Annotated in this window: 29 protein-coding genes; 11 read left to right on the top strand and 18 right to left on the bottom strand. The window is 60.0% G+C overall.

Going from position 1 to position 24287, the window contains the following annotated elements; genetic code table 11:
- Positions 1–20: 20 nt before the first annotated feature.
- Both FX982_RS01365 and FX982_RS01370 read right to left on the bottom strand, forming a co-directional pair.
- Entirely contained in the window at positions 21–1202 is a 1182-nt protein-coding gene (locus FX982_RS01365) for a PQQ-dependent sugar dehydrogenase (protein ID WP_172609360.1), read from the bottom strand.
- A 41-nt stretch (positions 1203–1243) separates the two neighbouring features.
- Positions 1244–1585, bottom strand: coding sequence for a hypothetical protein (locus FX982_RS01370; protein ID WP_172612953.1), 342 nt, complete (start codon positions 1583–1585; stop codon positions 1244–1246).
- A 259-nt stretch (positions 1586–1844) separates the two neighbouring features.
- On the opposite strand from FX982_RS01370, the gene FX982_RS01375 reads away from it, so the two are divergent.
- Complete coding sequence (locus FX982_RS01375) at positions 1845–2681, top strand: AraC family transcriptional regulator (protein ID WP_172609361.1); 837 nt, start codon at positions 1845–1847, stop codon at positions 2679–2681.
- 54 nt (positions 2682–2735) lie between these two features.
- Positions 2736–3338: a LysE family translocator gene (locus FX982_RS01380; RefSeq protein WP_172609362.1), complete on the top strand. Its 603-nt coding sequence runs from the start codon at positions 2736–2738 to the stop codon at positions 3336–3338.
- A 342-nt stretch (positions 3339–3680) separates the two neighbouring features.
- Here the strand turns inward: FX982_RS01380 and FX982_RS01385 are convergent, their stop codons facing one another.
- The 7 genes from FX982_RS01385 to FX982_RS01415 all read right to left on the bottom strand — a co-directional run bounded on the left by FX982_RS01385 (position 3681) and on the right by FX982_RS01415 (position 9263).
- Positions 3681–4118, bottom strand: coding sequence for a nucleoside deaminase (locus tag FX982_RS01385; RefSeq protein ID WP_172609363.1), 438 nt, complete (start codon positions 4116–4118; stop codon positions 3681–3683).
- A 60-nt stretch (positions 4119–4178) separates the two neighbouring features.
- Positions 4179–4625 (bottom strand): hypothetical protein, encoded by a 447-nt coding sequence (locus FX982_RS01390; protein ID WP_254074903.1) that lies wholly within the window; start codon positions 4623–4625, stop codon positions 4179–4181.
- A gap of 346 nt (positions 4626–4971) precedes the next feature.
- A complete protein-coding gene (locus FX982_RS01395; RefSeq protein WP_172609365.1) occupies positions 4972–5523 on the bottom strand; it encodes a GNAT family N-acetyltransferase in 552 nt (183 codons plus the stop codon).
- A gap of 275 nt (positions 5524–5798) precedes the next feature.
- A complete protein-coding gene (locus tag FX982_RS01400) occupies positions 5799–6812 on the bottom strand; it encodes an ABC transporter substrate-binding protein (RefSeq protein WP_172609366.1) in 1014 nt (337 codons plus the stop codon).
- Positions 6813–6885: 73 nt separating this feature from the next.
- Complete coding sequence (locus tag FX982_RS01405; protein WP_172609367.1) at positions 6886–7395, bottom strand: sigma-70 family RNA polymerase sigma factor; 510 nt, start codon at positions 7393–7395, stop codon at positions 6886–6888.
- A gap of 117 nt (positions 7396–7512) precedes the next feature.
- The gene (locus tag FX982_RS01410; protein ID WP_172609368.1) at positions 7513–8292 is read right to left on the bottom strand and encodes a phosphate/phosphite/phosphonate ABC transporter substrate-binding protein; all 780 of its coding nucleotides are present in this window, start codon (positions 8290–8292) and stop codon (positions 7513–7515) included.
- A 29-nt stretch (positions 8293–8321) separates the two neighbouring features.
- On the bottom strand, positions 8322–9263 hold the full coding sequence (locus FX982_RS01415) for a fatty acid desaturase (protein ID WP_172609369.1): 942 nt from the start codon (positions 9261–9263) through the stop codon (positions 8322–8324).
- Positions 9264–9386: 123 nt separating this feature from the next.
- On the opposite strand from FX982_RS01415, the gene FX982_RS01420 reads away from it, so the two are divergent.
- Positions 9387–9800 carry a GNAT family N-acetyltransferase gene (locus FX982_RS01420; protein ID WP_172609370.1) on the top strand — a complete coding sequence of 138 codons (414 nt, stop codon included), beginning with the start codon at positions 9387–9389 and terminating at the stop codon, positions 9798–9800.
- Positions 9801–9912: 112 nt separating this feature from the next.
- Positions 9913–10740 carry a class I SAM-dependent methyltransferase gene (locus FX982_RS01425; RefSeq protein WP_172609371.1) on the top strand — a complete coding sequence of 276 codons (828 nt, stop codon included), beginning with the start codon at positions 9913–9915 and terminating at the stop codon, positions 10738–10740.
- Positions 10741–10964: 224 nt separating this feature from the next.
- Here the strand turns inward: FX982_RS01425 and def are convergent, their stop codons facing one another.
- The 3 genes from def to FX982_RS01440 all read right to left on the bottom strand — a co-directional run bounded on the left by def (position 10965) and on the right by FX982_RS01440 (position 13022).
- Entirely contained in the window at positions 10965–11504 is a 540-nt protein-coding gene (gene def / locus FX982_RS01430; RefSeq protein ID WP_065992704.1) for a peptide deformylase, read from the bottom strand.
- 60 nt (positions 11505–11564) lie between these two features.
- Positions 11565–12563 (bottom strand): YihY/virulence factor BrkB family protein, encoded by a 999-nt coding sequence (locus tag FX982_RS01435; protein ID WP_172609372.1) that lies wholly within the window; start codon positions 12561–12563, stop codon positions 11565–11567.
- A 267-nt stretch (positions 12564–12830) separates the two neighbouring features.
- Complete coding sequence (locus tag FX982_RS01440; RefSeq protein WP_172609373.1) at positions 12831–13022, bottom strand: CsbD family protein; 192 nt, start codon at positions 13020–13022, stop codon at positions 12831–12833.
- 374 nt (positions 13023–13396) lie between these two features.
- On the opposite strand from FX982_RS01440, the gene FX982_RS01445 reads away from it, so the two are divergent.
- On the top strand, positions 13397–13777 hold the full coding sequence (locus FX982_RS01445) for a hypothetical protein (protein WP_065992698.1): 381 nt from the start codon (positions 13397–13399) through the stop codon (positions 13775–13777).
- Positions 13778–13839: 62 nt separating this feature from the next.
- Here FX982_RS01445 and FX982_RS01450 read toward each other — a convergent pair whose 3' ends face one another.
- Positions 13840–14676, bottom strand: coding sequence for a CvfB family protein (locus tag FX982_RS01450; RefSeq protein WP_172609374.1), 837 nt, complete (start codon positions 14674–14676; stop codon positions 13840–13842).
- A gap of 370 nt (positions 14677–15046) precedes the next feature.
- On the opposite strand from FX982_RS01450, the gene FX982_RS01455 reads away from it, so the two are divergent.
- The 4 genes from FX982_RS01455 (at position 15047) to FX982_RS01470 (ending at position 17739) form a co-directional block, all read left to right on the top strand.
- Positions 15047–15226: a hypothetical protein gene (locus tag FX982_RS01455; protein WP_037012170.1), complete on the top strand. Its 180-nt coding sequence runs from the start codon at positions 15047–15049 to the stop codon at positions 15224–15226.
- 186 nt (positions 15227–15412) lie between these two features.
- Complete coding sequence (locus tag FX982_RS01460) at positions 15413–15898, top strand: hypothetical protein (protein ID WP_172609375.1); 486 nt, start codon at positions 15413–15415, stop codon at positions 15896–15898.
- A gap of 161 nt (positions 15899–16059) precedes the next feature.
- Complete coding sequence (locus FX982_RS01465; RefSeq protein ID WP_122536616.1) at positions 16060–16803, top strand: TorF family putative porin; 744 nt, start codon at positions 16060–16062, stop codon at positions 16801–16803.
- A 63-nt stretch (positions 16804–16866) separates the two neighbouring features.
- Entirely contained in the window at positions 16867–17739 is an 873-nt protein-coding gene (locus FX982_RS01470) for a DUF6279 family lipoprotein (protein WP_172609376.1), read from the top strand.
- Positions 17740–17756: 17 nt separating this feature from the next.
- On the opposite strand, the gene FX982_RS01475 is transcribed toward FX982_RS01470, so the two are convergent.
- Both FX982_RS01475 and FX982_RS01480 read right to left on the bottom strand, forming a co-directional pair.
- Positions 17757–18080 (bottom strand): hypothetical protein, encoded by a 324-nt coding sequence (locus FX982_RS01475; protein WP_172609377.1) that lies wholly within the window; start codon positions 18078–18080, stop codon positions 17757–17759.
- 126 nt (positions 18081–18206) lie between these two features.
- On the bottom strand, positions 18207–19559 hold the full coding sequence (locus FX982_RS01480; RefSeq protein ID WP_172609378.1) for a DEAD/DEAH box helicase: 1353 nt from the start codon (positions 19557–19559) through the stop codon (positions 18207–18209).
- A 180-nt stretch (positions 19560–19739) separates the two neighbouring features.
- Between FX982_RS01480 and FX982_RS01485 the strand changes: the two genes are divergently transcribed.
- Positions 19740–21044 (top strand): mechanosensitive ion channel family protein, encoded by a 1305-nt coding sequence (locus FX982_RS01485; protein ID WP_172609379.1) that lies wholly within the window; start codon positions 19740–19742, stop codon positions 21042–21044.
- Between the two features lie 109 nt (positions 21045–21153).
- Here the strand turns inward: FX982_RS01485 and FX982_RS01490 are convergent, their stop codons facing one another.
- The 3 genes from FX982_RS01490 to FX982_RS01500 form a co-directional block, all read right to left on the bottom strand.
- Positions 21154–21390 carry a hypothetical protein gene (locus tag FX982_RS01490; RefSeq protein ID WP_172609380.1) on the bottom strand — a complete coding sequence of 79 codons (237 nt, stop codon included), beginning with the start codon at positions 21388–21390 and terminating at the stop codon, positions 21154–21156.
- Positions 21391–21542: 152 nt separating this feature from the next.
- Positions 21543–22409 carry a carboxylate/amino acid/amine transporter gene (locus FX982_RS01495; RefSeq protein ID WP_122536625.1) on the bottom strand — a complete coding sequence of 289 codons (867 nt, stop codon included), beginning with the start codon at positions 22407–22409 and terminating at the stop codon, positions 21543–21545.
- A 390-nt stretch (positions 22410–22799) separates the two neighbouring features.
- Positions 22800–23114 (bottom strand): 3-phosphoglycerate kinase, encoded by a 315-nt coding sequence (locus FX982_RS01500; protein ID WP_065992674.1) that lies wholly within the window; start codon positions 23112–23114, stop codon positions 22800–22802.
- Between the two features lie 50 nt (positions 23115–23164).
- Between FX982_RS01500 and FX982_RS01505 the strand changes: the two genes are divergently transcribed.
- A complete protein-coding gene (locus FX982_RS01505) occupies positions 23165–24091 on the top strand; it encodes a LysR family transcriptional regulator (RefSeq protein ID WP_172609381.1) in 927 nt (308 codons plus the stop codon).
- The last annotated feature ends 196 nt before the right edge of the window (positions 24092–24287 follow it).

The following is a 24287-nucleotide window of genomic DNA, read 5'->3' on the forward strand; positions in this document are numbered from 1 at the left end:
GCAGCAACTTCAGGGCAGGCCTACTGCTCCACCTTCAGACCCACCTTCAACAATTTCCCGTTGTCCTCATCCGTCAGGACATACACGTACCCATCCGGCCCCTGGCGCACGTCGCGGATGCGGGACTTGAGCTCACCGAGCAAACGCTCTTCGTGGACCACCTTGTCGTCCTTGAGCTCCAGACGGATCAGATCATCGGACGCCAGCGCACCGATGAAGACGTTATGGTCCCACGCTTTGAATGTGCTTGAGTCGTAGAACGCCATGCCGCTGATGCCTGGGGACTTCTCCCACACATGGAAGGGGTTTTTCACGCCCTCGACGATCTTGCCCTTGGACTCGGAGATCGGCTCGCCGCTGTAGTCGATGCCGAAGGTCGAGATCGGCCAGCCGTAATTGGCGGCGCGTTCGATGATGTTGATTTCGTCGCCGCCACGCGGGCCGTGCTCGTTGGTCCACAGCGTGCCGGTCCAGGGGTTGAGCGCGGCGCCCTGTTGATTGCGATGACCGTAGCTCCAGATTTCCGGCCGCACGTTCTTCTGGCCGACAAAGGGGTTGTCCTTGGGCACGGTGCCGTCGGGGTACAGGCGCACGACCTTGCCTTGCAGTTTGTCGAGGTCCTGAGCTGTGGCCCGGTCGTTGTTTTCGCCCAGTGCGATGAACATGTAACCGTCGCGATCAAAGACGATGCGCGAGCCGAAATGGTTGCCCACCGACAGTTTCGGCTGCTGTTGGAAGATGCGGGTGAAGCCTTCAAGCTTAGTCATGTCCTCCGAGAGCCTTGCGCGCCCCGCCGCCGTGCCGCCGGTTTTACCATCGCTTGCGGCCTCGGAGTAGGTCAGGTAGACCATGCGGTCCTTGGCGAAATCCGGCGACAACTCGACGTCCAGCAAACCGCCCTGCCCTTGCACCCAGACCTTCGGCACGCCGGAGATCGGTGCCGACAACTTGCCGTCAGGCGTCACCCGACGCAGGTTGCCCGTGCGCTCGGTGACCAGCATGCCCTGGGCGTTCGGCAGAAACGCAACCGCCCACGGATGCTGCAAACCGCCGACGACCTCATCGACGGTCAGCGTGCCGTTCTCGCTCTGGTAGGTCGCGGCAGTGGCCTGCACGGAGACGCCCAATAACGCGGAGGCACAGAGGGTCGCTAGCAGGGTTTTGCGGAGGGCGAGCTTATGAAAAGGGGTGGCGCGCAACATAGGCAATTCCTTCTGAAATGGAAGAGAGGCTGGCAGTGGTTTCAGTTGCTGCGGCGTTCGGTATCGCTGGAAGGTCGAGCAGGTTGTTGCCGGGTCGGATAACCGTTGCCGATGCCACCGTTTTCAAGGGTGGGCGGACGGGTTTGAGTGGGCCCTATATTAGGCCCACCGACACGTGGTGCGATGGATTCGGTGCCCTGACGGCTGTTGGGGTTGGCACGGCGGACGGCGCCGTTGTCGGGAACATTGATCGAGCGGCTCGGGTAACCGGCGGCCGCCAGCAGAAGCGGCGAGTGCGCGGTGTGCTCATCGGCCTGCGCCAGGCCAGCGAATAACAGCCCGCCGAGCAAGACGACGGCGAGGCGTCGCGGAAAAGGGTTCATCATTTACCTTCTGTGGGATGGGTAACGATTCCGGTCTTTGATGGCGCTCGAGCGCGTAGGTTCGCGCTGTCACGGTGGATGAGCAACGTGTAGGACCTTTCGCTTTGTAACAAGAGTAGTCGGCGACCCGCCGGACCTTCACGCGCGCCGACACTTCGTCGCCCGCTGCACAATTCTTCCAGACCTGCCGTAAGCGGCGCGGTAACGTGTCCAAGAATGATTGAATGACCTAACCAGCCACCCCTCCCGAGGCCCCGCAATGTCCGACCGTAACTGGATCGAGCTCAAGCAGGACGCCACGTCCGGCATCGAGACCGTGCGCGCGCATTTCGAGGGCCATGCCTACGACCCGCACTGGCACGACAGTTATCTGGTGGGCATCACCGAACAGGGTCTGCAGCAATTCAATTGCCGTCGACAGCAGCACAACAGCACGCCGGGCAAAGTGTTTCTGCTCGAACCGGGCGACATCCACGACGGCACGGCTCCGGAAGCGGGCGGCTTCACCTACCGCACGTTGTACCTGGATCCGCGCTGGCTGGACCGGGAATTGCGCGCGCAGTTTGAAGAAGCGCCGGACAACGCCCAACTGAGCTTCGCCGCGACGCTGGCGGAAGACCCGCGCCTGGCCATCGCCACCGCCAACGCCTTCGAAGCGATGCACCACGATGAACTGCGCATCGTCCGCCAGACCGCGCTGGATCACCTGCTCGCCAACCTGACCAGCCACCTGCGCTGGCGCACCCTGATCACGCCCGATCCGCGCCTGCCACTGGTGGCCCAGCGAGCGCGTGATTATCTGCACAGCCACTTGCATCAGGACATCGGTCTGGATGATCTGGCCCATGTGACCGGCGTGGACCGTTTCCGCCTGAGCCGCGCGTTCAAGGCTGCGTTCGGCATGGCGCCCCATGCCTACCTGATCCAGTTGCGCCTGACCCGCGCACGACATCTGCTGGCGCGGGGCGAGGCACCTGTCAGCGTCGCGGCGGCCTTGGGTTTTGCCGACCAAAGCCATCTGGGCCGCTGGTTCCAGCGCGCCTATCGCATGACCCCCGCAGACTACCGCCGACGCTGCTCAAACGTTCCAGACTGACTGCCGACTGCGCGCCGATCATTGCCCCACGATCAATGACCGCCGAGCTATCCCATGCAAACCCTCCTGCCCTTTCTGCTGTTCGCCTTCGTCGCTTCCATCACGCCCGGGCCGACGAACATCCTCGTACTGACCAACAGCTCGCGCTACGGCCTGTTGCGCACGCTGCCGATTGTGCTGGGTGCGTGCGCCGGCGCGGCGTTGCTGGTGCTGATGGTCGGCACCGGGCTAGGCGACGTGCTGGCGCGGCATCGGCAGGTGCAAACGGTGATGTCATGGATCGGAATCGGCTGGTTGACCTGGCTGGCGTGGCAGATCTTCAACGCGCCCGCCGAAGCAGTCGACACGACGCAAACCCGCAGCGGTCCGACTCTGGGCTTGTGGGGCGCGGCGAGCCTGCAACTGGTCAATCCGAAAACCTGGATGATGGCGCTGGCCGTGGTCAGCGTCTTTGCGGGCACCGACGCCGATCGCATGCTGCGGGTGATGTGGCTGTCGCTGGCGTTCTTCCTGGTGTCGATCCCGTGCATGAGCGCCTGGGCCTACCTGGGCGTCAGCGCCGCGAAATTCTGCCGCTCGGCGCATAGTATGAAGCGCTTTAATCAGGTGATGGCGGTGCTGTTGCTGGTGTCGGCGTGGTTGACGTTGGTGGTGTGAAGCACGGGCGGGGCCCAGAGGCATTCGATGGATCTGCCTACGCACAAACCATGGGAGTGACCGCGGTGGCATCCCACCTTCCTCACGAAAGCGGTCTGCCTGGGCTACCCCTTCTCGCCTGACCCACCGCATTCGTGAGCAAGCTCACTCCCACAAGTTTTCTGCACGGGTCGAGATCTCATGTCAGCCACAGTCTTGTGGGAGCGAGCTTGCTCGCGAAGGCTTACTTGCAGTGATCTGGCCAGATGACCCGGCCTATCTTTGAGAGCAAGGTGAGGGCCACCCCGGTCACTCCCACATGGATGGTGTTTGTCGCCTGATCCAAATCAGGCCTGACGCTGACTACTCGCCGATGTCCTCATTCCACAGCTCAGGTTTATCAGCAATGAACTGCTTCATCAGTCCGACGCAGGTCTCGTCGTGCAGCACATCCACCTCCACGCCACGGGACTTGAGCAATTCTTCCTCCCCCATAAACGTCTCATGTTCGCCGACGATGATTTTGCGGATGCCGTACAACAGAATCGCGCCGCTGCACATCGCGCAGGGCGACAGGGTCGTGTAGAGCGTGGCTTCGCGGTAAACGCGGGCGGGCTGGCGGCCGGCGTTTTCGAAAGCGTCCATTTCGCCGTGTTTGATGGCGCTGCCTTCCTGGACGCGACGATTGTGGCCACGGCCGATGATCTTGCCGTCGTGGACGATGACCGAGCCGATCGGAATACCGCCTTCGTCCAGGCCCTTCTGCGCCTCATCAATGGCCGCTTGCATGAACGGGTCCATGGTCTCTCCTTTCCTTCGTGACGGGGGATGATCAAAAAACGCTTCAGATAAAACCTGCCCTCAAGGCTTGGCTTTTTTCAGCGCGTTGTCCAGCGCGGTGGACACGTAAACCTTGAGCAGCTCGCTGGAGCGGTCCTTCATGTCTGCGCCAACGTCGCGCTGCTTGTTGCGGAATGTGTTGGCGACGTCCGGCGCCGGGTCCGCAGCGTCCAGCGCCTTGAGCTCTTCGGGGCTGAAGGATGCGGCGTAGGCGGCCGCAAGGTTGCGGTCCCATTCCTGCTGATACTGCGGCTGCAGGCTTTGCAGTTCGTCCTGCACGATTTCCTGGGCCTTGGTGCGGCCGACGGTCTCGACGATCGTGGCGAAGGTCACCGTGTGGGACGCGACCTGGTACCCCAGCCAGCCCAGACTCTCGCCCAGATGCCGGTCCTGTACGAAGGTCAGCGCGGAATCCCCGGCAAGGGGTGCGGGCGCGGGTGCGGGTGCCGTGTCGCCGGCCAGTGTCACGTTCTGCAAGGCCATAACGCCTAGGAGCGTCAGCCCGAGTGACGCCTTTATCATCGTCAACGCTGTCGATCTGCAATATCCCATGTCCTCTCCCGGCGACTTTATCGGTGATCAACGCTTTGATTGTCTGTTGGACGCTAACAGTTGAGGGGCGACATATCCATCCCGGCTGCGCAGGGAAACTTGTAGGACTGGCTTTAGCCGGGAATGCGTCGGATGTCACGCCACAAAATCAAGCGTGCCTGCGCTGGCCTCTTCCCGGCTAAAGCCGGTCCTACGGGGCCTTGAAAAAGCCGGTCCCACTGGGATCGCGTACCTTGTGGGACCGGCTTTAGCCGGGAAGATCTCAAGCCCATTCCGCTGAACCACGCAGCGCCCATTGCTGCGCGGTCATGCGGTAAATCCTCACGCTCTGTCGGTGATACTGGCTGTGGACGAACCCGCCGAAACCGAGTTTTTTGATCACATTGACCGACGCGAGATTAGTCGGCTGGACAATGGCGATCAGCGATGACAAGCCCAGCTGTTCAAAGCCGTAAGACATCGCGCTGCGGGCTGCTTCGGTGCCCAGGCCTTTCCCCCAGAACCCGGTCGCGAGCCGGTAACCAATCTCGACCTCGTCCTTCTCATCCACACGCTCGGCATTGAGACCGCAGAAGCCAGCCAGGGTTGAGGTGGATTTCTCCACCACCGCCCAGGGACCAAAGCCGCGTTCACGGTAGGAAATCCGGCACCAGTCAATGAACTCGCCCGTCGCCTTTTCCGATAACACCCCCGCCACCGAATGGCGCATCACTTCCGCATCGCCCAGAATTTGCGCCAGCGCCGGAGTGTCGTCAGGGGTGAGCTCGCGAAGGATCAGGCGTTCGGTGTGAAGGGGAATGAATAGAGGGTTCATGATCGCGGGCTCGCGAGAGGATCGTTACACGCCATGAGCTTGGCGCACGGCGAGCATCGTCGCCAGTCAGGGTTGTCGGTCGCGGTAATGGTTGCGTGGGGGGGAATGTACACGCGATCACTGTAGGAGTGAGCTTGCTCGCGAAGACGTCAGTAGAGCCCGTGGAGATTCAGCGAATGTTCCGTCCTCTTCGCGAGCAAGCTCACTCCTACAGGAAAGGGTTGCCTGTGGGACAAGCGGCAGTCCGCTTGCCCCACGGTTTGAAGAGAAAGCGCTTACAGGCCCGCCTTCACCTTGCTGGCAACCTCGGCCGGCACCCAGGCGGTCCAGACCTCCGGGTGATCCTTCAGGAAGCTTTTCGCGACGACACTCGGTTCCTGGCGCTTCTCGCTCATCTCGCCCAACGTTTTGTTCAACTGGTCGATGGGCAGGTCCACCTTCTCGAAAAAGCTCACCAGATCCGGGTACTGCTGACGGAACGGTTCCGACACGCCGATGGCCAAGTGGGCAGCGAGGGAGCTGGAGCCGATCGGGTTGGGGTTGCTGGCGTCGGATAGGGTTTTCCACGCGGCTTCGTTGAATGGCGGCTCTTCCAGCTTGATCAGCTTGAAGCGACCCAGCAGCGGCGTCGGCGACCAGTAGTAGAACAACACCGGCTTGCCGCGACGGATGGACGATGCGACTTCAGCATCCAGGGCCGCGCCGGAACCGGTACGGAAGTTCACGTAGCTGTCGTTGAGCTTGTAGGCCTTGAGCTTCTGGGTGTTGACGATCTCCGACGTCCAGCCGGTCGGGCTGTTGAGGAAGCGGCCCTTTTCCGGGGATTCCGGGTCCTTGAACACGTCTTTGTATTTGGGCAGGTCGGATACCGATTTCAGGTCCGGCGCCAGCGGTTTGATGCCGCGCTCCGGGTCGCCCTTGATCACGAACTCCGGCACCCACCAGCCTTCTGTCGCGCCTTTGACGATGTTGCCCAGGCCGTGGACCTTGCCCTCGGCCTCGGCCTTGACCCACGCCGGGCTGCGACCGGCCCACTCTTCGCCGATCACCTGAATGTCGTTCTTCGCCAGCGCCGCTTCCAGACTCACCGTGCTGCCGGGCAGTGTGTCGGTGGGATAGCCGTAGCCTTTTTCCACGATGGTGCGCAGGATTTCGGTGATCAGGCTGCCGCTCTCCCACGTGATGTCACCGAAATGAATCGGCGCGGTCTTTTCTGCGCCGTACGCCGAGCCCGTCAGGGCAGCCAGTGCCAGCAGCGAGCCGCCCAGCAGTTTTTTGATTGGTGTCATGGATGTCTCTCGTCGCTCGGGGATGGGAGAAGCTCAATCGGTTTGGCACAGTTGGCCGGGCACAGCACACGCTTTATTCCAGACAAGCGCGGCGGCAACAGGTTTCAGCCTGATCCATGTAGTCGCTCACCGAACGCCGGGAAATGCCCAGCTGCGCGGCAATTTCAGGATAGGTCAGCCCGCCGCGGCGCGAGAGCACAAAGGTTGATTTGATCTTTGCAGGCAGGCGGTCAAGGCGTCGATCCAGGCGGTCAAGGATTTGCAGCGTGGCGGCGTGGCTTTCCGCCGACGCGAATGGGGTCTCTGCCTCTTGGGCCAGGCTTTCCAGATAGTCGCGCTCCTGATCACGCCGCCGCCAGCGCTCATACACCAGCCGCTGGGCGATGGTGGTCAGCAGCGCGCGCGGGTCGCGAATTGGCACAACGTTGGGCGAGGCCAGCAATTGCAGAAAGGTTTCGGAGGCGACGTCTTCGGCGCTCTGCTCGGAGTCCAGCATCCGACGCAAGCGCAGACATAGCCACGCGTGGTGCTGCACAAACAGTTCGCTGAGGTATTGGCGATGCACAACGTCGGCGCCAGCCATAAGACATCCCCTGCCCTGAAATTTTTATCATCGGGACTTTCCGAGAGGCCATGCTAGCAAGCGCGGTTATGCAGTAAAAATATTTAAAAGTGATTCTTATAGACGATCAGGGAATAACTAAAGCGAAGCGAGCCCGCGCGCTATTGCCTGCTGCTGGTAATCGAGCAGCACCTGGTAATCCTCGACGCTAGCGGGCAACACCTTGCTGACCGCCAACACGTGGGCGACATCGGGGAGTTCGATCAGCGCCTGATTCATCGCCGCGCGGATGGCATCGGCATCAGCGCCGAGCCGCGTGATGTAGGGCAGGCACGGCCCCTCCGCCGTACGAGCAATCACCTTCAAACCGGCGACTTCCTCGCTGCCGTCGCGGGCCAGATAGTCGAAGGTCACGCTGTCGATGGCGGCCAGATCACCATCCCCCGCCTTGATCGCGGCGAGACTGTTGCGATGACCACCGGTCAGCGTGACATCGGCAAAAAACACCCCATTCTGTTGAAGCGGCGCCAGGGCGTGGCGGAACAGGTTCATGCCGGAATTGGAATCCCGCGAATTCAGCAGGCCATGACTGCCTCTGAACTCGACGAGCTCCTGACGCGAATCGTGCTCACGGGCGACCATCAGGCTGCAATGGTTGCCATCGGCGCTGTGGGGCAACTGATAAACAGGCCGCCCGACCACCTGCACCTTGCCCTGTAATTCCGTCATCAGCGGGTAGCCACAGGTTTGCGTCAGCAGCAAGTGCGGCGAGAGCCACAGCGCTTTCAGGTCCAGAGCCTGCGCATCAAGACGCTCCACGCCAAGGATTTCCACTGTTCGTTTCAGCCACTGCTCTTGCGCCTGCTGAACGCGCGGCGGCGCAACGTACATCAACAGTTCGGCGAAGCCTTGGGGCATGTTCGCTGTTCCTCATCAGACCTGGGGTTTCAAACATGGGGATGTTGCGGGCTGTCGATAGGATTGAAGCTGTGGCGACGAAAGAGTTCCGCGTAACCGGCGACCAGAAATCCGCCGCTGCGTGTCAGCCACTGCTCGCGCCGCGCCCGATACACGACCGGCATGTGATACCACGACAAGCCGGGCAAGTCGTGGTGCACGAGGTGCAGGTTCAGGTTCAGGAACAGCCAGGCCCATGGCCAGGAAGCTTCGTTGATCACCGTGCGCTCCTGGGAATGCTCGCCGGGGCGGTGCTCGTAATAAGAGCGAACCATCGACACCGCCAGCGCCGGTACGCTGCAGAAGATCACGTAATGCACGGCCGAGATCGCGCTGTAATGCTCGATGAATAAAAACATCAGCACCAGCACTCCACCATGGGTCGACCACATCGCCCAGGCCTGACGCTCGCCACGCAGCAATCGCCGGGTTTCGCCATTGATCAGACTGCTCAGCGCCAATGGCACACCAAACACCAGACGCCCCGGCGGCGTCTTGTCGAGCCATCGCAACACACGCATAAGCGTACCGGTCTGCTTCCAGTCCAGCTGGCTCAAGTAGCGGCTTTCCGGATCGCGACCGGGAACGGTCAGGTCTTCATCGCAGTGGTGCTGCATATGGGTGTCGCGATACAGGGTGTACGGGTACCACACCGCAAAGGGCGCGTAACCGAGCAGCTTGTTCAGGCGCAACGAACGGGTCGGGTGGCCGTGCAGCACCTCATGTTGCACCGACATCCACAGCACCAGCAGCGGGACCATCAGCAGCGTCGTCGGCCACACGCCCAAGTGCGGACTGGCAGCCAGCAACGTCGGCCAGCCTGTGAACACACCGATCAGCAGCAACCAGGTCGGCCATTCCGTACGGCCCGTAAAGCTTGCACGCAGACGCTTGATCTCTTCGCGCTGCGCGTCGTCCAGGTAGTTGGGCATTGCCGGTTCCTGCATTCGGGCTGATAACCGGTTGTGCAACGACGCAGGAAAAACTTGTAGATCGATTGGTTATGAGGGTAGAACGATGCGCCGTAGCCGACCTTGATTCGACGCCCAGCGCACATGCCCGACATTCAGTTCTTGCGCCTCCCCGACCTGCAGCGTCCTTTGCTGGAGAAGTTTTACCGCGCCCATCGCTCGCCCATGCGTGCCAGAGGCGAGGCGCAGATATGGGTGGCGCGCCAGCCAGACATTGTTGGCGCCTTGTGCCTGACGCCGGTTTCGGGTGGGCACTGGTTGACCGGGCTGTTCGTTGCGCCGGCCGAGCGCGGGCGCGGTGTCGCAGCAGGGTTGATCGCGGCAGCGTTGATATCGGTTGAAGGGAGCGTCTGGTTGTTCTGTGAGCCAGAGTTGAGCGGGTTTTATCAGCGGATCGGCTTCGTTGAGGTTGAGGATTTGCCGCAGGAACTGGCCCCACGGCTGGCGCGTTATCGACAGACCAAGCCGTTGATCTCGCTTGTGCGCAGCGCTGATTGACCGGCTGACAGGCTTAGAACTTTTCCTGCGGTAAACCAAACCAAACGTGCCATCGCAGGCCCGGCCTTGCGTGCTAGCCTCGCCGATCATTTCTTGGTTGAGCAGGATGCACATGAAACCGGCGCTTATGGTTCTCTCTCTCGCGGCACTTTCGGCGACAGGCTTGGCGGCGGCGAGTGCTGCGCCTGAATCCACAGTTACTCACGCGCAGTTCGCGAGCGTCCTCAGCGGCGACTGGCGAGTCCCGCAAAATGCCGCACGCGATCAATACCGGCACCCCGAGCAGACGCTGAAATTCTTCGGCTTGCGCCCTGATCAGACGGTCATCGAAATCACGCCGGGCAATGGCTGGTACAGCGAACTGTTGGCGCCGCTGCTCAAAGACAAGGGGCATTACGTTGCTGCCATCGTCGACCCCGCCGCCAGCGATTACGCGAAAAAATCCGCCGACAGCCTGAAGCAGAAATACGCCGCCGACCCTGCGCATTACGGCAAGGTCGAGGTCGTGGCCTATGCGCCCGAGGCGCCGGTCTTCGGCAAGCCAGGCTCGGCCGACACCGTGCTGACCTTCCGCAACGTGCACAATTGGGTCGATGCCGGCAACGAAGCGGCGACGTTCAAGGCGTTTTATGAGGTATTGAAACCGGGCGGGACGCTCGGCGTGGTCGACCACCGGGCCAAACCCGGCACCACCGCCAAGGACAACGAAAAGAACGGCTATCTGCCGACGGACTATGTGGTGAAACTGGCGCAGAAGGCCGGTTTCAAGCTGGCGGCCGAGAGCGAAATCAATGCCAACCCCAAGGACACCAAAGACTATCCTGACGGGGTCTGGACACTGCCGCCGGCGTTGGTCAAGGGTGAACAGGACAAGGCGAAGTATCTGGCGATCGGCGAATCCGACCGCATGACCCTGCGGTTTATCAAGCCAGAGAAATAATGAGCTGGCCGACGCTGGATCTTTCGATGTCATCGTGGCGTTGACACCAAAGCGAAAGGAATAGACCAGCCCTCCCGGCCGGTGCATAACCTGTGGGAGCGAGCTTGCTCGCGAACAGGAGGTTCAAACCGGTGGATATCGGGCGGATGTACCGGCCTTTCGTGAGCAAGCTCACTCCCACACAGGTAATCAGCTGCCCCAGATTTCGTTGAATTCCGAAGCCGTTATTCGTCCGCGTTCGGGTCCATTCCCGGGAACAGCACTTCGATAAAGCCGAAGCGGCTGAAATCGGTAATGCGTGACGGGTACAGGCGGCCGATCAGGTGATCGCACTCATGCTGAACCACCCGCGCATGAAACCCGCGGGCTTCCCTTTGGATAAGCTTGCCGTCCGGGTCAAAACCCTCGTAGCGAATGTGCTCGTAGCGGTCCACCACACCACGCAGGCCCGGGACGGACAGACAGCCTTCCCAGCCCTCTTCCAGGGTTTGCTCCAGCGGCGTGATCAGCGGATTAAGCAGGATGGTCTGGGGGACGGCCTCTGCATCCGGATAACGGTCGCTGCTCTCGAAACCGAAGATCACCAGTTGCAGGTCAATGCCGATCTGCGGCGCGGCCAGGCCGACACCGCCGACGCTTTCCATGGTTTCGAACATGTCTTCGATGAGCGTCTTCAGCTCACGGGAGCCGAACATCGACTCCGGAACAGGTGGCGCAATGCGCAGCAAGCGCTCGTCACCCATTTTCAGAATTTCGCGAATCATTGCGGGCCCTCTGCAACGGGCAACGGCGCCAAAAGCAGGCGCCGTGTGCCTTGAGCGTTCTCAGAATTTGTCGGTTTTCAGCACCGGCGGCGTTGGGGTGTAGTCGTGGTCATGGCTGTGATCGCGGCCAAGACCCGAGACGTGCTGCTTGATGTGCACCTTCTCTATATCGACCATGCCATCGCGCTCGCCCTCTTCCTTCTCGCCTTTCTCTTTGCCTTCGGCTGACATGTGCTCGATGACAGCGTTCATCTCAGCGCCCAGCAACAGCACTGCTGCGGAGATGTAGAAATACAGCAGCAGCACGATGATCGCGCCGATGCTGCCGTACATCGCGTTGTAGTCAGCGAAGGTCTTCACGTAATAGGCAAAGCCCAGCGAAGCGACGATCCACACCACAACCGCAAGCACTGAGCCTGGGGTAATGAAGCGGAAGCTCTGCTTAACGTCGGGCATGACGTAATACATGATCGCCACCGCCACCATCAGCAGCAGGATGATCAGCGGCCAGCGCAGGATCGTCCACAGTGTGACGATGAAGTCTTCCATGCCAATCTGCGCGGCGAGCCAGTTCATGACCTGCGGGCCGGTGACCATCAGCGCGGCAACCGTGAGCAACATCCCGGCGATGCCGATGGTGTAGAACACCGACAGGGGGATGCGCTTCCAGGCCGGGCGCGCTTCGACCACGTCATACGCGGCATTCATGGCGCTCATCATCAGCCGCACGCCGGCCGAAGCGGTCCACAGCGCGATGACGATACCGATCGACAGCAGGCCGCCCTTGGACTGTTGCAACTGGTCAATGACCGGATTCACCTGGTCGAGGGCCTGGGGCGGCAGCACCAGCTCGGACTGCAGTCGCAGCCAGCTGAAAAAGTCCGGCAAATGCAGGAAGCCGATCAGGGCAATAAGGAACAGCAGGAACGGGAACAGCGAGAACAGCATCTGGTAGGCCAGTGCCGAGGCATAGGTCGACATCTCGTCATCGAGAAACTCTTTGACCGTTCTGACCAACACTGTCTTGATGCTGAGCTGGCGCAAGTCCGGGAATATCATGGCGTCTCCTTCGCGACACAGATGTAGCCGAAGCACGGTTATTGATTCAGGCGTTTCTACAAGCGGTATGCATACGAGCGGGCAATTGCGTTGAAATTCCGTCAGTTGCCCGAACGGGCAGGCTTTTTACAGGGCGCCCGGGGTATTGGCTACATTTGATGTGTTTCAGGCGGTCGGCGACGCAAATGATAACGGCCATCAGAGGATGGCCGTTACGGTGTTGCGAATCTGGTCGCCGGGAGCATGCGGGCTCCGGGCGCAAGGGATTCAGACCTTGTCGACGCCTTTTTTCACAGCGTCTTTCGCGTCGCCAACGGTTTGCTGGGCTTCGCCTTTGACTTCTTGCGCTTTGCCTTCGGCGCGCAGTTTGTCGTTGTCGGTAACTTTGCCGACGCCCTGCTTAACGTTACCTACTGCTTCGTTGGCCATGCCTTTGACTTTATCGCCGGTGCTGCTCATAGGGTTCACTCCAGGGTGGAAATAGGATGTCATTAACTCGACACTAAAACTGACCGGAGCGGCGATTCAGAGGTTCAATTATTTCGCGAGAGTGCGTTAAGCAGGTCAAGAGCTTCCCGGCTGAAGCCGGTCCTACAGGCACTCGGTGGGGTTTTAGTGGGACCGGCTTCAGCCGGGAAGAGGACAGTCGAGGCGCTGACATTTTGATCGTTCCCACGCTCTGCGTGGTAATGCATCCCAGGACGCTCAGCGTCCCTGTTGGAGCTCGCGAATTTTGCCTTTATGTTTCCCCGAGAACCCCGGAGAATGCGCGACCGAACCGGCGGCGCTCAGGGCGTCGGGCCAGGTTGACGAGACCGTGATCCAGGAATGTTATGAAACTCGATAAGCAGCAGGCCATTGCGCGCCGTAATGAACAGCTCGGCGGCGCCGTGCTCGGCACCAACAACACGCACTTCGCCGTGCTCGACCCCAAGCGCAATATCTGGTGGTTTGATTTGCCCATGAGCCGTCTGGCGGTGGGTCAGTACGAGTGGCTGCATTTGCTTCTGCACACGCCCAGCACCGATGAGTTGATTCACCTGAAGGTGACCACCAAGTTCCTGCGCGATCAGAAAGACGCAGTGGTGGTTCGCAATGAAGGCAAGCGCAAGTCCACCGTGAGCCTGGAGCTTTCGGCGGACAAGGATTCGTACTTGAAGGACATGCGCCCGAACGGCGCGAATCTGAGCTTCGCCAGTTTCGTACAGAAGTGATCTGGCAAGACTAATCAGAAGGCCGCAGCGCAGATTATCCCGCGCTGCAGCCGAGTATCACCTCAGACCAGTTCGATACGGTCGGCGTGAATGACGATCTGGCCCTGTTTGTACAGTGCGCCGATCGCTTTCTTGAAGTTGCCTTTGCTGACGCCAAACAGGTTGCTGATGACCTGTGGATCGCTCTTGTCACTGACAGGCAGTACGCCGTTGTTGTCACGCAACTTGCCAAGGATTTGCGCGTTGAGGCTGCTGGCAAGCTGTTCACCCACCGGCTGCAGGCTCAGGCTGATATTGCCGTCGCTGCGCACTTCCTTGATGAAGCCTTTTTCCTGTTTGCCCGAACGCAGGAACTTGAACACCTCATTCTTGTGAATCAGGCCCCAGTGCTTGTTGTTGATGATCGCCTTGAAACCCATCGCGGTTTCTTCCGCCACCAGCAAGTCCACTTCCTGCCCGACTGAATAGTTGACCGGCGCCTTGTCCAGGTAGCGATCCAGACGCGTGGTCGCGGTGATGCGGCGGGTGTGCTTGTCGAGGTAGACATGCACCACGCAGTAGTCACCGGCTTTCAGCGGCTGCTTTTCTTCCGAATACGGCAGCAGCAAGTCCTTGGGCAGGCCCCAATCCAGAAAGATGCCAATGCTGTTGACTTCAACCACTTTGAGACTGGCAAATTCACCCACCTGAACCTTGGGCTTCTCGGTGGTGGCGATTAACTTGTCATCGCTGTCCAGATAAATAAAGACGTTGAGCCAGTCTTCATCTTCGCTGGGAATATCTTTGGGAATATATCGATTGGGCAGCAAAATTTCGCCGTCTTGTGCCCCGTCCAGATATAAACCGAAGTTGGTGTGTTTCACCACTTGCAAACTGTTGTAGCGCCCGACTAAAGCCATGTGCAGATACCCTCGTTACGTGGGCGGCATTCTACCCGAATTCGGACGGGCATTCCGGGTTGGCCGCTGACGTCAGCTCGCGACCTTGAAAATCAACGGGTTGGTGAACGACACCGCGCGGAGGATGCCGGACTCAAGCCATTCGTCAGGTCGCTGAGCGTCGTTGCCGCCTTGAACGCTGGCTCGATTTAAGAGATAGCCGTGTTGAACATCGCAATTAAAACAGTCATTTAGCGGCTCATCTCGGGAAATGTTTCCGCTGCTCCTCGCGATTCGCAGCCCTCCCCTCGTCCGATAATACCCAAGCAATTTCCGGCCAATTCCGATAGGATGGCCGGCCGTATTAAATTTATATAGGTCAATTGCAGCCATGCGTGTAAAAGCATCCAACTCGAAAGCCAAGCCAGCTCCTGCCGTTGAGACCAGCGATTCGATCAACGCACAAATTGCAGCTTTCCTGAAATCCGGTGGCGAGATCCAGCAGATCGCCAAAGGTGTCAGCGGCCAGACCTTCGGCCCATCCAAACAGATCTCCCTCGGCAAAAAGTAAATTTTCTACCGCCTCCGCGGTCGACATCCAGGCGCTTTGATCACAAAGCGCCAGGTCTATCGCTCCCTCGCTGTACAAAGCTCTGCTTTACTCTCGTCACATGACCGCTCATTGATGCTCTTATGCATGGGTCATGGGAAAGAACGGACGATACCCTGATCTGCTGACGTCTCTGCGGAAACCGCTATGAAGAAACGGATGATCATCGGCGCCCTGCTTAGCCTCGGGCTGACCGGCTGTGCGACCCACGGTTGCGACACCTCCGTGGCAGGCAGCCCATGCCGCGCCGACTATCTGCTGTATCAGAACGACATGCTCCAGGCCAAGCTGCTGATCAACGAGCGCCGCGCCGAAAACGACGAGCTTGCCAGCGCGCTGCTTGAGCGGGCAGCGCGCGAGGACACGTCCGGCGAAGCGGAGTTTTACCAGGCGATACTGCTCTTGCGTCAGAACGCCAGCCCGAAACAGGTTGATGCCAAGCTTGATGACTCGGCCGATCGCAACTATCCGCTGGCCATCGCCTTACAGGCACAACGGGCGGGAAAGGAAGATCAGGAAAAGGCCCGCGCCTGCCGTGCCCGGTACGAAAAGCTCGATGTCGCCACCAGCGGCTACCCCTCTTTCCCCCAAGCGTTGATCGTCGTCAATCAGCTGATTTCCCCCGTTAACTGACCGCTACATTCAGCCCATCTGCATCGAATCGACCAATGGTCGCGAGATATCGCCAATCGGCGGTATCCTTGCGACGCTCTAGATCGCGGTTCTTGTCGGGCCATTCGCCGCCAGCATAGATACCTTCGACCCACTCCTCTGAAACCTGAAAGGAGTGAAGCATGCCTTATGCTCGCTGTTTCAACCGTTGGACCGGTGCTGTGTTTGCCTGCGCCGCTCTCATGCATCACGCCGCCAGCGCTCAAGTCATCGAGCGGGAGCTGGGCGACTTCAGCCTGAAGCTCGGCACCACGCCCAGCCGCACCATGGCCCAAGGCCTGGTGACGCCGAGCGGTGCCGATTCGAAATTCCATGGCGGACTCGACCTGACTCACGACAGCGGCTTCTACTTCGGGCAATGGTCCCCCAGCACCGGGCTGGCGCCCGATACTTCGCTGGAAGTCGATTCCTACATGGGGTTCAAGAAGCCCTTCGACAAAACCCTCGGCTATGAACTGGGTGTCATTCGCTACAGCTACCCAAACACCGCTCAGCTCGACAGTCATGAGCTTTACGCCGGCTTCCGCATTTTCGACAGCCGCATCGGCACCGCCTTCAGCACTGACGCCGGCCGCCAGGACAGCACCCTGTTCCTCGACCTGGGCAGCATGATTCCGCTGGGCCTGGACCTGCGCATGCAGTACGGCAATCACCAGCTTGACTCGCCCTCGATCATCGACGGCGGCGGCGTGGTCAATGCCTACAGCGACTGGTCCTTCAACGTGTCGCGCCCCGTGCTGGGCATGGACATGAACCTGATGTACAGCGGTTCGAGCCTGACCGGCGCCGATTGCAGCGCTTACAGCGGGCACAACACGCAGTGCGAAAGCACCGTCACGCTCAAGGTTGTGCGCTCGTTTTTCTGATGGGTTGAACCGCCATGACCTGACTTGCTCTATAACGGGGAGACGAACCGCCAAGGAGCTGTCATGGGCATTGTGTTGAAGACCTTTATTTCGTTATGGCTGAGCCTGACGCTGCTGGCGGGGTGCAGTCAGATCGGTCTGACGTATCGGCATTTGGACTTCATCATTCCCTGGTCGCTCAACGACTACCTGGACATGAACGCGTCGCAGAAAGACTGGCTCGATGAGCGCTTGAAGGAGCACTTGAGCTGGCACTGCACCACTCAGATTCCCGGTTACCTCGACTGGCTTGACCGTCTGCAAGGGATGGTCGAAAACAATCAGGTCAATCAAGAGCAGCTCAAGGCACGCACCGCCGAAGCGCGGCAAGCCATCGCCACCCTCTCCAAAGAAATCACGCCGTCGGCGGTCGAGCTGCTGCGTCAGCTGGACGATCAGCAAGTGGGCGAGATGCAAGCCGCATTCGCAAAGGACCTGCGCAAGCATGAGGATGAATACGTCGACCAGCCGCTGGACAAGCAGATCAGTGAACGCGCCCAACGCATGGAGAAACGTCTGACGCCGTGGATGGGCAAGCTGAATGCCGCGCAGCAGGCGCGAGTGATGCAGTGGTCGACGTCGCTGGGGGAGCAGAATCGGTTATGGATCGACAACCGCGCGCACTGGCAGTCGCTCTTGCTGGCGGCGGTGAAACAGCGCAAGGCCGGGGATTTTGATCAGAAAATTGCCAGTCTGTTGCAGGATCGTCAGACCTTCTGGACACCTGAATACCGCGCGACCTACGACCATACCGAGCAGGCAGCGATTTCCCTGATCGCAGACCTGATGGCGCAGAGTACGGCGGATCAACGGCAGAAGTTGCTGGCGAAGATCACCGACGTGCGCAAGGACTTTACGGATTTGAGTTGCTACAAGAGCATGAAAAAAGCGTCCTGATCAGGACGCTTTCGGGATCAGGCGATTTGCGCCTTGGAGGCCACTTCGTCAAAAGTGGCCGGATCCAGCGCATCGGCCTGCTCATCCAGCACCTGACGCGGATGGTCATTGCCCGGAATGCTGCTGTCGATCATCGCCAGCAGGCTCGCGCCGTTTGCGGTGAGGGTAGCGCCTTCGCCACTCCCACCTGCACCGCTGGTGTGGGCGGCAATGAACCCGCGTTCGAGCAACAGCGCTCTCAACTCTGCGGCATGGGTTTCTGACGCATCCTCGATCGCGACGCTGTTTTGTACGTGGTGCAGCAGACGCTCGATCAGGTCCCAGTCGTATCGTTTAGACATGTTTCAACCTCCAGTGGGCCAACAGGACAATACCCGTGACGTCCGGTCATCGGGCTTGATGCTCAGTGGTTGTGACCCAGCGGAGGGCCAGCCGTTCAGCGGGCTGGCCGGGAGGCAAAAAGCGGATTATTCAGCGACGGGCGGACGCGTGACGCGCTTTTTCAGCGGCGCCATCCCGTCCTGGCTGACTAAAGACTCGGCCCCCGGACGATTTACCGATTTGCGTTTGGTCGGGCCCTTAGTGACGGCTTTCTTTTTGTCGCCCTTCTTGTCACCTTTGCCATCGGTTTTTTTCTTCTTCACGCCGACCGCCTTACCCGACGCCTTGACCTTCTTCGGTCCGGTGTAGGTGCCTTTGACTTCCTTGATCGTGCGGCGCTCGAACTTCTGCTTCAGGTAGCGCTCGATGCTGGACATCAGGTTCCAGTCACCGTGGGTGATCAGCGAGATCGCCAGACCTTCGCCACCCGCACGGCCGGTGCGGCCAATGCGGTGAACGTAGTCGTCACCGGTGCGCGGCATGTCGAAGTTGATGACCATGTCCAGGCCGTCGACGTCCAGACCACGGGCCGCGACATCGGTCGCCACCAGAATCTTCACGCCGCCCTGCTTCAGACGATCGATCGCCAGCTTGCGATCCTTCTGGTCTTTATCGCCGTGCAGCACAAACGCCTTGTACTCGAGCGCCACGAGGCGGCCATAAATGCGGTCGGCCATGGCGCGCGTGTTGGTGAAAATGATGGCTTTCTGGTAGGTCTCGTTGGCCAGCAGCCAGTTGAGGACCTGCTCTTTGTGCACGTTGTGGTCGGCAGTGATGATCTGCTGACGGGTGCCCGGAGCCAGTTCGCTGACACTGTTGACCTGCAGGTGCTGCGGGTCTTTCAGGACTTTGCCGATCATTTCGCGCAGGCCCGAGCCACCGGTGGTGGCCGAGAACAGCATGGTCTGCTGACGATTGGCGCATTCGCCGGCCAGACGCTCGACGTCTTCGGCAAAGCCCATGTCGAGCATGCGGTCGGCTTCGTCGAGGACCAGCAATTCAACCTGCTTGAGGTCGAGGTTGCCGGCGTTGAGTTGCTCCAGCAGGCGGCCCGGCGTACCGATCAGGATGTCCGGGACCTTGCGCAGCATCGCGGCCTGGACCTTGAAGTCTTCGCCGCCGGTGATCAGGCCGGCCTTGATGAACGTGAACTGGGAGAAACGCTCCACTTCCTTGAGCGTCTGCTGGGCCAGCTCGCGGGTCGGCAGCAGGATCACGGCGCGGATGTCGACGCGAACCTTGGCCGGGCCCATCAGGCGATTGAGCATCGGTAATACGAACGCGGCAGTCTTGCCGCTGCCGGTCTGCGCCGTCACCCGGAGATCGTGTCCTTCCAGCGCCAGCGGAATGGCCGCTGTTTGCACAGGCGTAGGCTCGACGAAATTGAGTTCGGCCACGGCTTTTAGCAGGCGTTCGTGCAGGGCGAATTGGGAGAACACGGGTGTTACCTCGGCGTAATACAAAAAAACAGTCGCATAGGGTACCGGTTTACGCCTGATTCGCCGAGTCTCTTTAGCTCAAAGGGCCTATTTTGTTACCGGATTTGGCCTACCCTGCCCTCGCTTCCCTATCAATGCTCTAATCGCGCCCCCCTTTTCTGATCAGGAGATCCAGCGCCCATGGACACCCATTCGCTTTGGCTACGCGCCCAGGAAATCTGGACGCTGCTGGAAAACCAGCCAATGCTGCGCACGATCACCGGATTGCTGTTACTGCTCGTCGCTGCCTTCGCGCTCGGGCGCCTGGCGCGATGGATGATCCTCTACGCCATGAAAGCCCTGAGCCGCCAGCCTTCGCTGTTCTGGCTCAACGATTTTCTGCACAACAAAGTCTTTCACCGACTGGCCCAGGTCACGCCCTCGGTGGTCATTCAATTCGGGCTGAATCTGGTCCCGAACCTCAGCACTCCCGCCAATCACGTGCTCGGCAATATCGCGCTGGCGTTCACCATCCTTTTCCTCATGCTTACCGTCGGCGCGCTGCTCAACGCGCTGCTGGACATTTATGCGCGCACCGAACACGCCCGCACCCGCTCGATCAAGGGCTATGTGCAACTGACGAAAATGATCCTGTACGTCTTTGCCGGGATTATCATCGTTGCCACATTGATCGATCGATCACCGTTATTGCTGCTGTCCGGGCTCGGCGCGATGTCGGCGGTGATTCTGCTGGTCTACAAAGACACCCTGCTGTCCTTCGTCGCCAGCGTGCAGCTCACCAGCAACGACATGCTGCGCGTGGGCGACTGGATCGAAATGCCACAAGTCGGCGCCGACGGCGACGTGGTGGACATCACCCTGCACACCGTGAAGGTGCAGAATTTCGACAAGACCATCGTGTCGATCCCGACCTGGCGGTTGATGTCCGAGTCGTTCAAAAACTGGCGCGGGATGCAGCAATCCGGCGGGCGCAGGATCAAGCGCAGCCTGTTCATCGACGCCAGCGGCGTGCGCTTCGTCTCCGATGAAGAAGAACAGAAGCTGACCCAGGTTCGCCTGCTGACCGACTACATGGGCCGCAAAAAAGCCGAGCTCAGGGCGTGGAACGAGGCACAGGGCAACGTCGCCGAAATGTCGGCCAATCGCCGTCGCATCACCAACATCGGCACGTTCCGCGCCTACGCGCTGGCGTACCTGAAAAGCCACGTCGATATTCACCCGGACATGACCTGCATGGTCCGCCAGATGGAAACCACCGCCCAGGGCGTTCCGCTGGAAATCTACTGTTTTACCCGCACCACCAGTTGGGGTGACTACGAGCGAATTCAGGGGGATATCTTTGATTATCTGCTGGCCGTGCTGCCGGAGTTCGGGCTGGGGGTTTATCAGCAGCCGAGCGGGGCGGATTTACGGATGGGCTTGGCAGGCTTGTCGACTGCTCAAAAACAACAGGAAGATCAGCCGTCGGAAGATCATTCGCAGTAACAGCGCAATAAGGCTGAGGCCAAGTGGTTTGTCGGACGTTTAACTGGACCCACAAAAAGCCCGACGTCTGCCGGGCTTTTATGTTTCGGGTATTCAAACACCCAAAGAATTAACGATCACGCTGGTAGCTGGAACCGAACTCTTTGCGGTTTTCAGCAACGGTCACGGTACCGGAAGTCTGAGTAGCGAAAGGCTTGACCGCCTCTTTGCTGGCGACTTTGCTGTCCAGAACGGTAGCGCTGGAAGCGTCGACGATGGCACGTTGGTTAATGTGCTCAGGGCTGGCGAATGCAGAACCGGCGGCCAGGATGGACAAGGCGAAACCGAAGGCGATGGACTTTTTCATGATGTAGATCTCCGCGTAGTTGCTGGCAAGTTGGTTAAGTCGTTTCGTTGGGGCCAATCTATTCGGTTGATCCCAACATGAAAAACCAAGCATGCAGATATCTAACATCACTCTCGCTGATGTCGTTAACGCGGGCGTCTAACCCGGCTGTTTCAGAGAACAGCCCGGCGTTGAGCAATACCGCGGCGACTGATCCACACCGACGAAACAATCACCAGCCCGCCCAAAAACAGCTTGCCCAGGTCCTCGTTCTGTCCCCAGATCAACAGATTGATCAGCAGTCCCACCGGCACGTGCAGGTTATTCATCACCGCCAGTGTGGCGCCGTTGACCAGGCAAGCGCCTTTGTTCCACCAGTACATGCCGAGCGCGGTGGAACACAGGCCGAGGAACAGCAACACCACCCACTGTTGTGGGGCATCCGGCAAATGTTGCGGGTTGCCAAACAGTAGAAACGCCGGCAAGGCCACAGCCAGGGCGCCGAGGTAGAAATACCCAAAGCGGCGGTAGTGCGGCAGATCGCTGGGGTGACGGGCCACCAGGTGTTTGTAGAGCACCTGCCCCGCTGCGTAGGTGAAGTTGGCCAGTTGCAGCAACAGGAAGCCGCCGAGGAAGTTCGGATCGACCCGGTCGTAACGGATGATCACCGCGCCGAGCACCGCGACCAACGCCGCCAGCAGGCCCCACGGATTGAAGCGTCGATTGAGAGCGTCCTCGATCAGCGTGACGTGGAGCGGCGTGAGGATGGTAAACAGCAGCACCTCGGGGACCGTCAACACGCGGAAGCTCAGGTACAGGCAGACGTAGGTGACGCCGAACTGAAGCGCGCCGATCAACAGCATGCCGCGCATGAATGACGGCTCGACCCGACGCCAGCGCGTCAGTGGAATAAAGACCAGGCCGGCCAGCACCACGCGAAGCAGCACGGCAAAGTAGCTGTCGACGTGCCCGGCCAGATAAACGCCGATCAGGCTGAAGGAAAACGCCTGGATCAGCGTCACGAAAAGTAGATAGCCCATGGTCGCCCCTTTTTTTGAAGGCGGCGACCTTAGCCGGTTGGCCGTGGCGTGTCTATTGAACAGGTCAGCCGGGCCACCGTTGGCAGCGATCCCGGCCCCGGAAAGAAAAAACCCGATCGACCCGGCGCAGTCCTGCAGGTCGATCGGGCAATGCACTCAGGAGCGAACGAGTGCCAATGGAGTGTCGATGAACGCAAGCATCATCAGGTGACGGGATTAACGGGCGATTAAGCGATGTATGGGAGGTCGCTCCCGCGAGAAAACGTTCATTTCCCTGGCCTGCCAGCGGCAGCTGTCTCGATCAAAGAAGCTGCCAATCGCCGGGAACCCATCTAAGAATTTGTTTTATCGACGAAGCCGAAGTACGCTCCGTCGACGCTGATGCGCCGGTTACAGAGGCTCGCAGCTCAGGGAGATGCGCAGCTTGACGATGTCGCGGGTGAATTTCGCGGTGACTTCGGTGCTGCTTTTCGGCGCGACCTGAACCCGGCGCGTGCGTGGGGCCTCCGGCCCGTTGCGAAAGACCACGCTGCACTTGGCGGGAACGTCGCCAAAGTTGTTCAGGGTGATGTTGCCGATGTCGTAGGCGACGTCATGACTGTTGTAGTCCACCTGCACGCCCTTGATGTCTTTCTCGACGTCGATCGGGTAGGCAAACGCGCTCAGCGGCAGCATCGCCAGCAGCACACAACAGATTCTTTTCATGGGGCAGTCTCCATTCAGGGACCGCCAGCTTAGGACAACAGGAGCGAGAGATGAAAGCGCCCCGCGTGACCCTTGATCAATGGCGCACGCTGCAAGCCGTTGTCGACCATGGCGGCTTTGCTCAGGCTGCCGAAGCGCTGCACCGCTCGCAGTCGTCTGTCAGCTACACCGTCGCCAGGATGCAGGACCAGCTCGGCGTTCCGCTGTTGCGCATCGATGGCCGCAAGGCCGTGCTGACCGAGGCCGGCGAGGTCTTGTTGCGACGTTCGCGGCAACTGGTGAAGAACGCCAGCCAGCTGGAAGACCTGGCCCATCACATGGAACAGGGTTGGGAAGCCGAGGTGCGGCTGGTGGTCGATGCCGCTTACCCGAACGCGCGACTGGTGCGGGCGCTGACCGCCTTCATGCCGCAGAGCCGCGGATGTCGGGTGCGGCTGCGTGAGGAAGTGCTGTCGGGCGTGGAGGAAGTGTTGCTGGAAGGCGTAGCCGATCTCGCCATCAGCGGCTTCAGCATTCCGGGGTATCTGGGTAATGAGATGAGCAAGGTCGAGTTCGTCGCCGTGGCCCACCCTGGCCATACCTTGCATCAACTACAGCGTGAGTTGAATTTCCAGGACCTGGAAAGCCAGTTACAGGTGGTGATTCGTGACTCCGGTCGCAATCAACCGCGCGATGTCGGCTGGCTCGGTGCCGAACAGCGCTGGACGGTTGGCAGCCTTGCGACAGCAGCTGCGTTTGTCAGCAGCGGGTTGGGGTTTGCCTGGCTGCCGCGCCACATCATCGAGCGGGAGATTCAGGAGGGCGTGCTGAAGATCCTGCCTCTTGATAAAGGCGGCAGTCGGCATCCGACGTTCTATCTCTATTCGAGTAAGGACAAACCGCTCGGGCCTGCGACGCAGATTCTGATTGAGCTGATTCAGAGTTTCGACACCGCGCCGCTGGATGCGCCCTTCCCGGCGCCGCAGCAGATGCTGTGAACAAAGCGTGCTATCAGTGGGACTGGGTTTAGCCGGGAAAGCGTCGGGCGTCATACCGCTAATTTGAGGATGATCATACTGGCCTCTTCCCGGCTGAAGCCGGTCCTACGAGAACGATGCGTGCGGTCCCACTAAAACAGGGCGGGGCATGCCCCTACTGTCCAAATCCCCGCAAACGTGCTTCCCTTACGTCCTG

It is taken from the genome of Pseudomonas graminis, assembly GCF_013201545.1.
Classification (GTDB): Bacteria; Pseudomonadota; Gammaproteobacteria; order Pseudomonadales; family Pseudomonadaceae; genus Aquipseudomonas.

Coding starts and splice junctions, on each gene's coding strand:
- FX982_RS01365 (WP_172609360.1), bottom strand. CDS start 1,202: ATGTTGCGCGCCACCCCTTTTCATAAGCTCGCCCTCCGCAAAACCCTG.
- FX982_RS01370 (WP_172612953.1), bottom strand. CDS start 1,585: ATGAACCCTTTTCCGCGACGCCTCGCCGTCGTCTTGCTCGGCGGGCTG.
- FX982_RS01375 (WP_172609361.1), top strand. CDS start 1,845: ATGTCCGACCGTAACTGGATCGAGCTCAAGCAGGACGCCACGTCCGGC.
- FX982_RS01380 (WP_172609362.1), top strand. CDS start 2,736: ATGCAAACCCTCCTGCCCTTTCTGCTGTTCGCCTTCGTCGCTTCCATC.
- FX982_RS01385 (WP_172609363.1), bottom strand. CDS start 4,118: ATGGACCCGTTCATGCAAGCGGCCATTGATGAGGCGCAGAAGGGCCTG.
- FX982_RS01395 (WP_172609365.1), bottom strand. CDS start 5,523: ATGAACCCTCTATTCATTCCCCTTCACACCGAACGCCTGATCCTTCGC.
- FX982_RS01400 (WP_172609366.1), bottom strand. CDS start 6,812: ATGACACCAATCAAAAAACTGCTGGGCGGCTCGCTGCTGGCACTGGCT.
- FX982_RS01405 (WP_172609367.1), bottom strand. CDS start 7,395: ATGGCTGGCGCCGACGTTGTGCATCGCCAATACCTCAGCGAACTGTTT.
- FX982_RS01410 (WP_172609368.1), bottom strand. CDS start 8,292: ATGCCCCAAGGCTTCGCCGAACTGTTGATGTACGTTGCGCCGCCGCGC.
- FX982_RS01415 (WP_172609369.1), bottom strand. CDS start 9,263: ATGCCCAACTACCTGGACGACGCGCAGCGCGAAGAGATCAAGCGTCTG.
- FX982_RS01420 (WP_172609370.1), top strand. CDS start 9,387: ATGCCCGACATTCAGTTCTTGCGCCTCCCCGACCTGCAGCGTCCTTTG.
- FX982_RS01425 (WP_172609371.1), top strand. CDS start 9,913: ATGAAACCGGCGCTTATGGTTCTCTCTCTCGCGGCACTTTCGGCGACA.
- def (WP_065992704.1), bottom strand. CDS start 11,504: ATGATTCGCGAAATTCTGAAAATGGGTGACGAGCGCTTGCTGCGCATT.
- FX982_RS01435 (WP_172609372.1), bottom strand. CDS start 12,563: ATGATATTCCCGGACTTGCGCCAGCTCAGCATCAAGACAGTGTTGGTC.
- FX982_RS01440 (WP_172609373.1), bottom strand. CDS start 13,022: ATGAGCAGCACCGGCGATAAAGTCAAAGGCATGGCCAACGAAGCAGTA.
- FX982_RS01445 (WP_065992698.1), top strand. CDS start 13,397: ATGAAACTCGATAAGCAGCAGGCCATTGCGCGCCGTAATGAACAGCTC.
- FX982_RS01450 (WP_172609374.1), bottom strand. CDS start 14,676: ATGGCTTTAGTCGGGCGCTACAACAGTTTGCAAGTGGTGAAACACACC.
- FX982_RS01455 (WP_037012170.1), top strand. CDS start 15,047: ATGCGTGTAAAAGCATCCAACTCGAAAGCCAAGCCAGCTCCTGCCGTT.
- FX982_RS01460 (WP_172609375.1), top strand. CDS start 15,413: ATGAAGAAACGGATGATCATCGGCGCCCTGCTTAGCCTCGGGCTGACC.
- FX982_RS01465 (WP_122536616.1), top strand. CDS start 16,060: ATGCCTTATGCTCGCTGTTTCAACCGTTGGACCGGTGCTGTGTTTGCC.
- FX982_RS01470 (WP_172609376.1), top strand. CDS start 16,867: ATGGGCATTGTGTTGAAGACCTTTATTTCGTTATGGCTGAGCCTGACG.
- FX982_RS01475 (WP_172609377.1), bottom strand. CDS start 18,080: ATGTCTAAACGATACGACTGGGACCTGATCGAGCGTCTGCTGCACCAC.
- FX982_RS01485 (WP_172609379.1), top strand. CDS start 19,740: ATGGACACCCATTCGCTTTGGCTACGCGCCCAGGAAATCTGGACGCTG.
- FX982_RS01490 (WP_172609380.1), bottom strand. CDS start 21,390: ATGAAAAAGTCCATCGCCTTCGGTTTCGCCTTGTCCATCCTGGCCGCC.
- FX982_RS01495 (WP_122536625.1), bottom strand. CDS start 22,409: ATGGGCTATCTACTTTTCGTGACGCTGATCCAGGCGTTTTCCTTCAGC.
- FX982_RS01500 (WP_065992674.1), bottom strand. CDS start 23,114: ATGAAAAGAATCTGTTGTGTGCTGCTGGCGATGCTGCCGCTGAGCGCG.
- FX982_RS01505 (WP_172609381.1), top strand. CDS start 23,165: ATGAAAGCGCCCCGCGTGACCCTTGATCAATGGCGCACGCTGCAAGCC.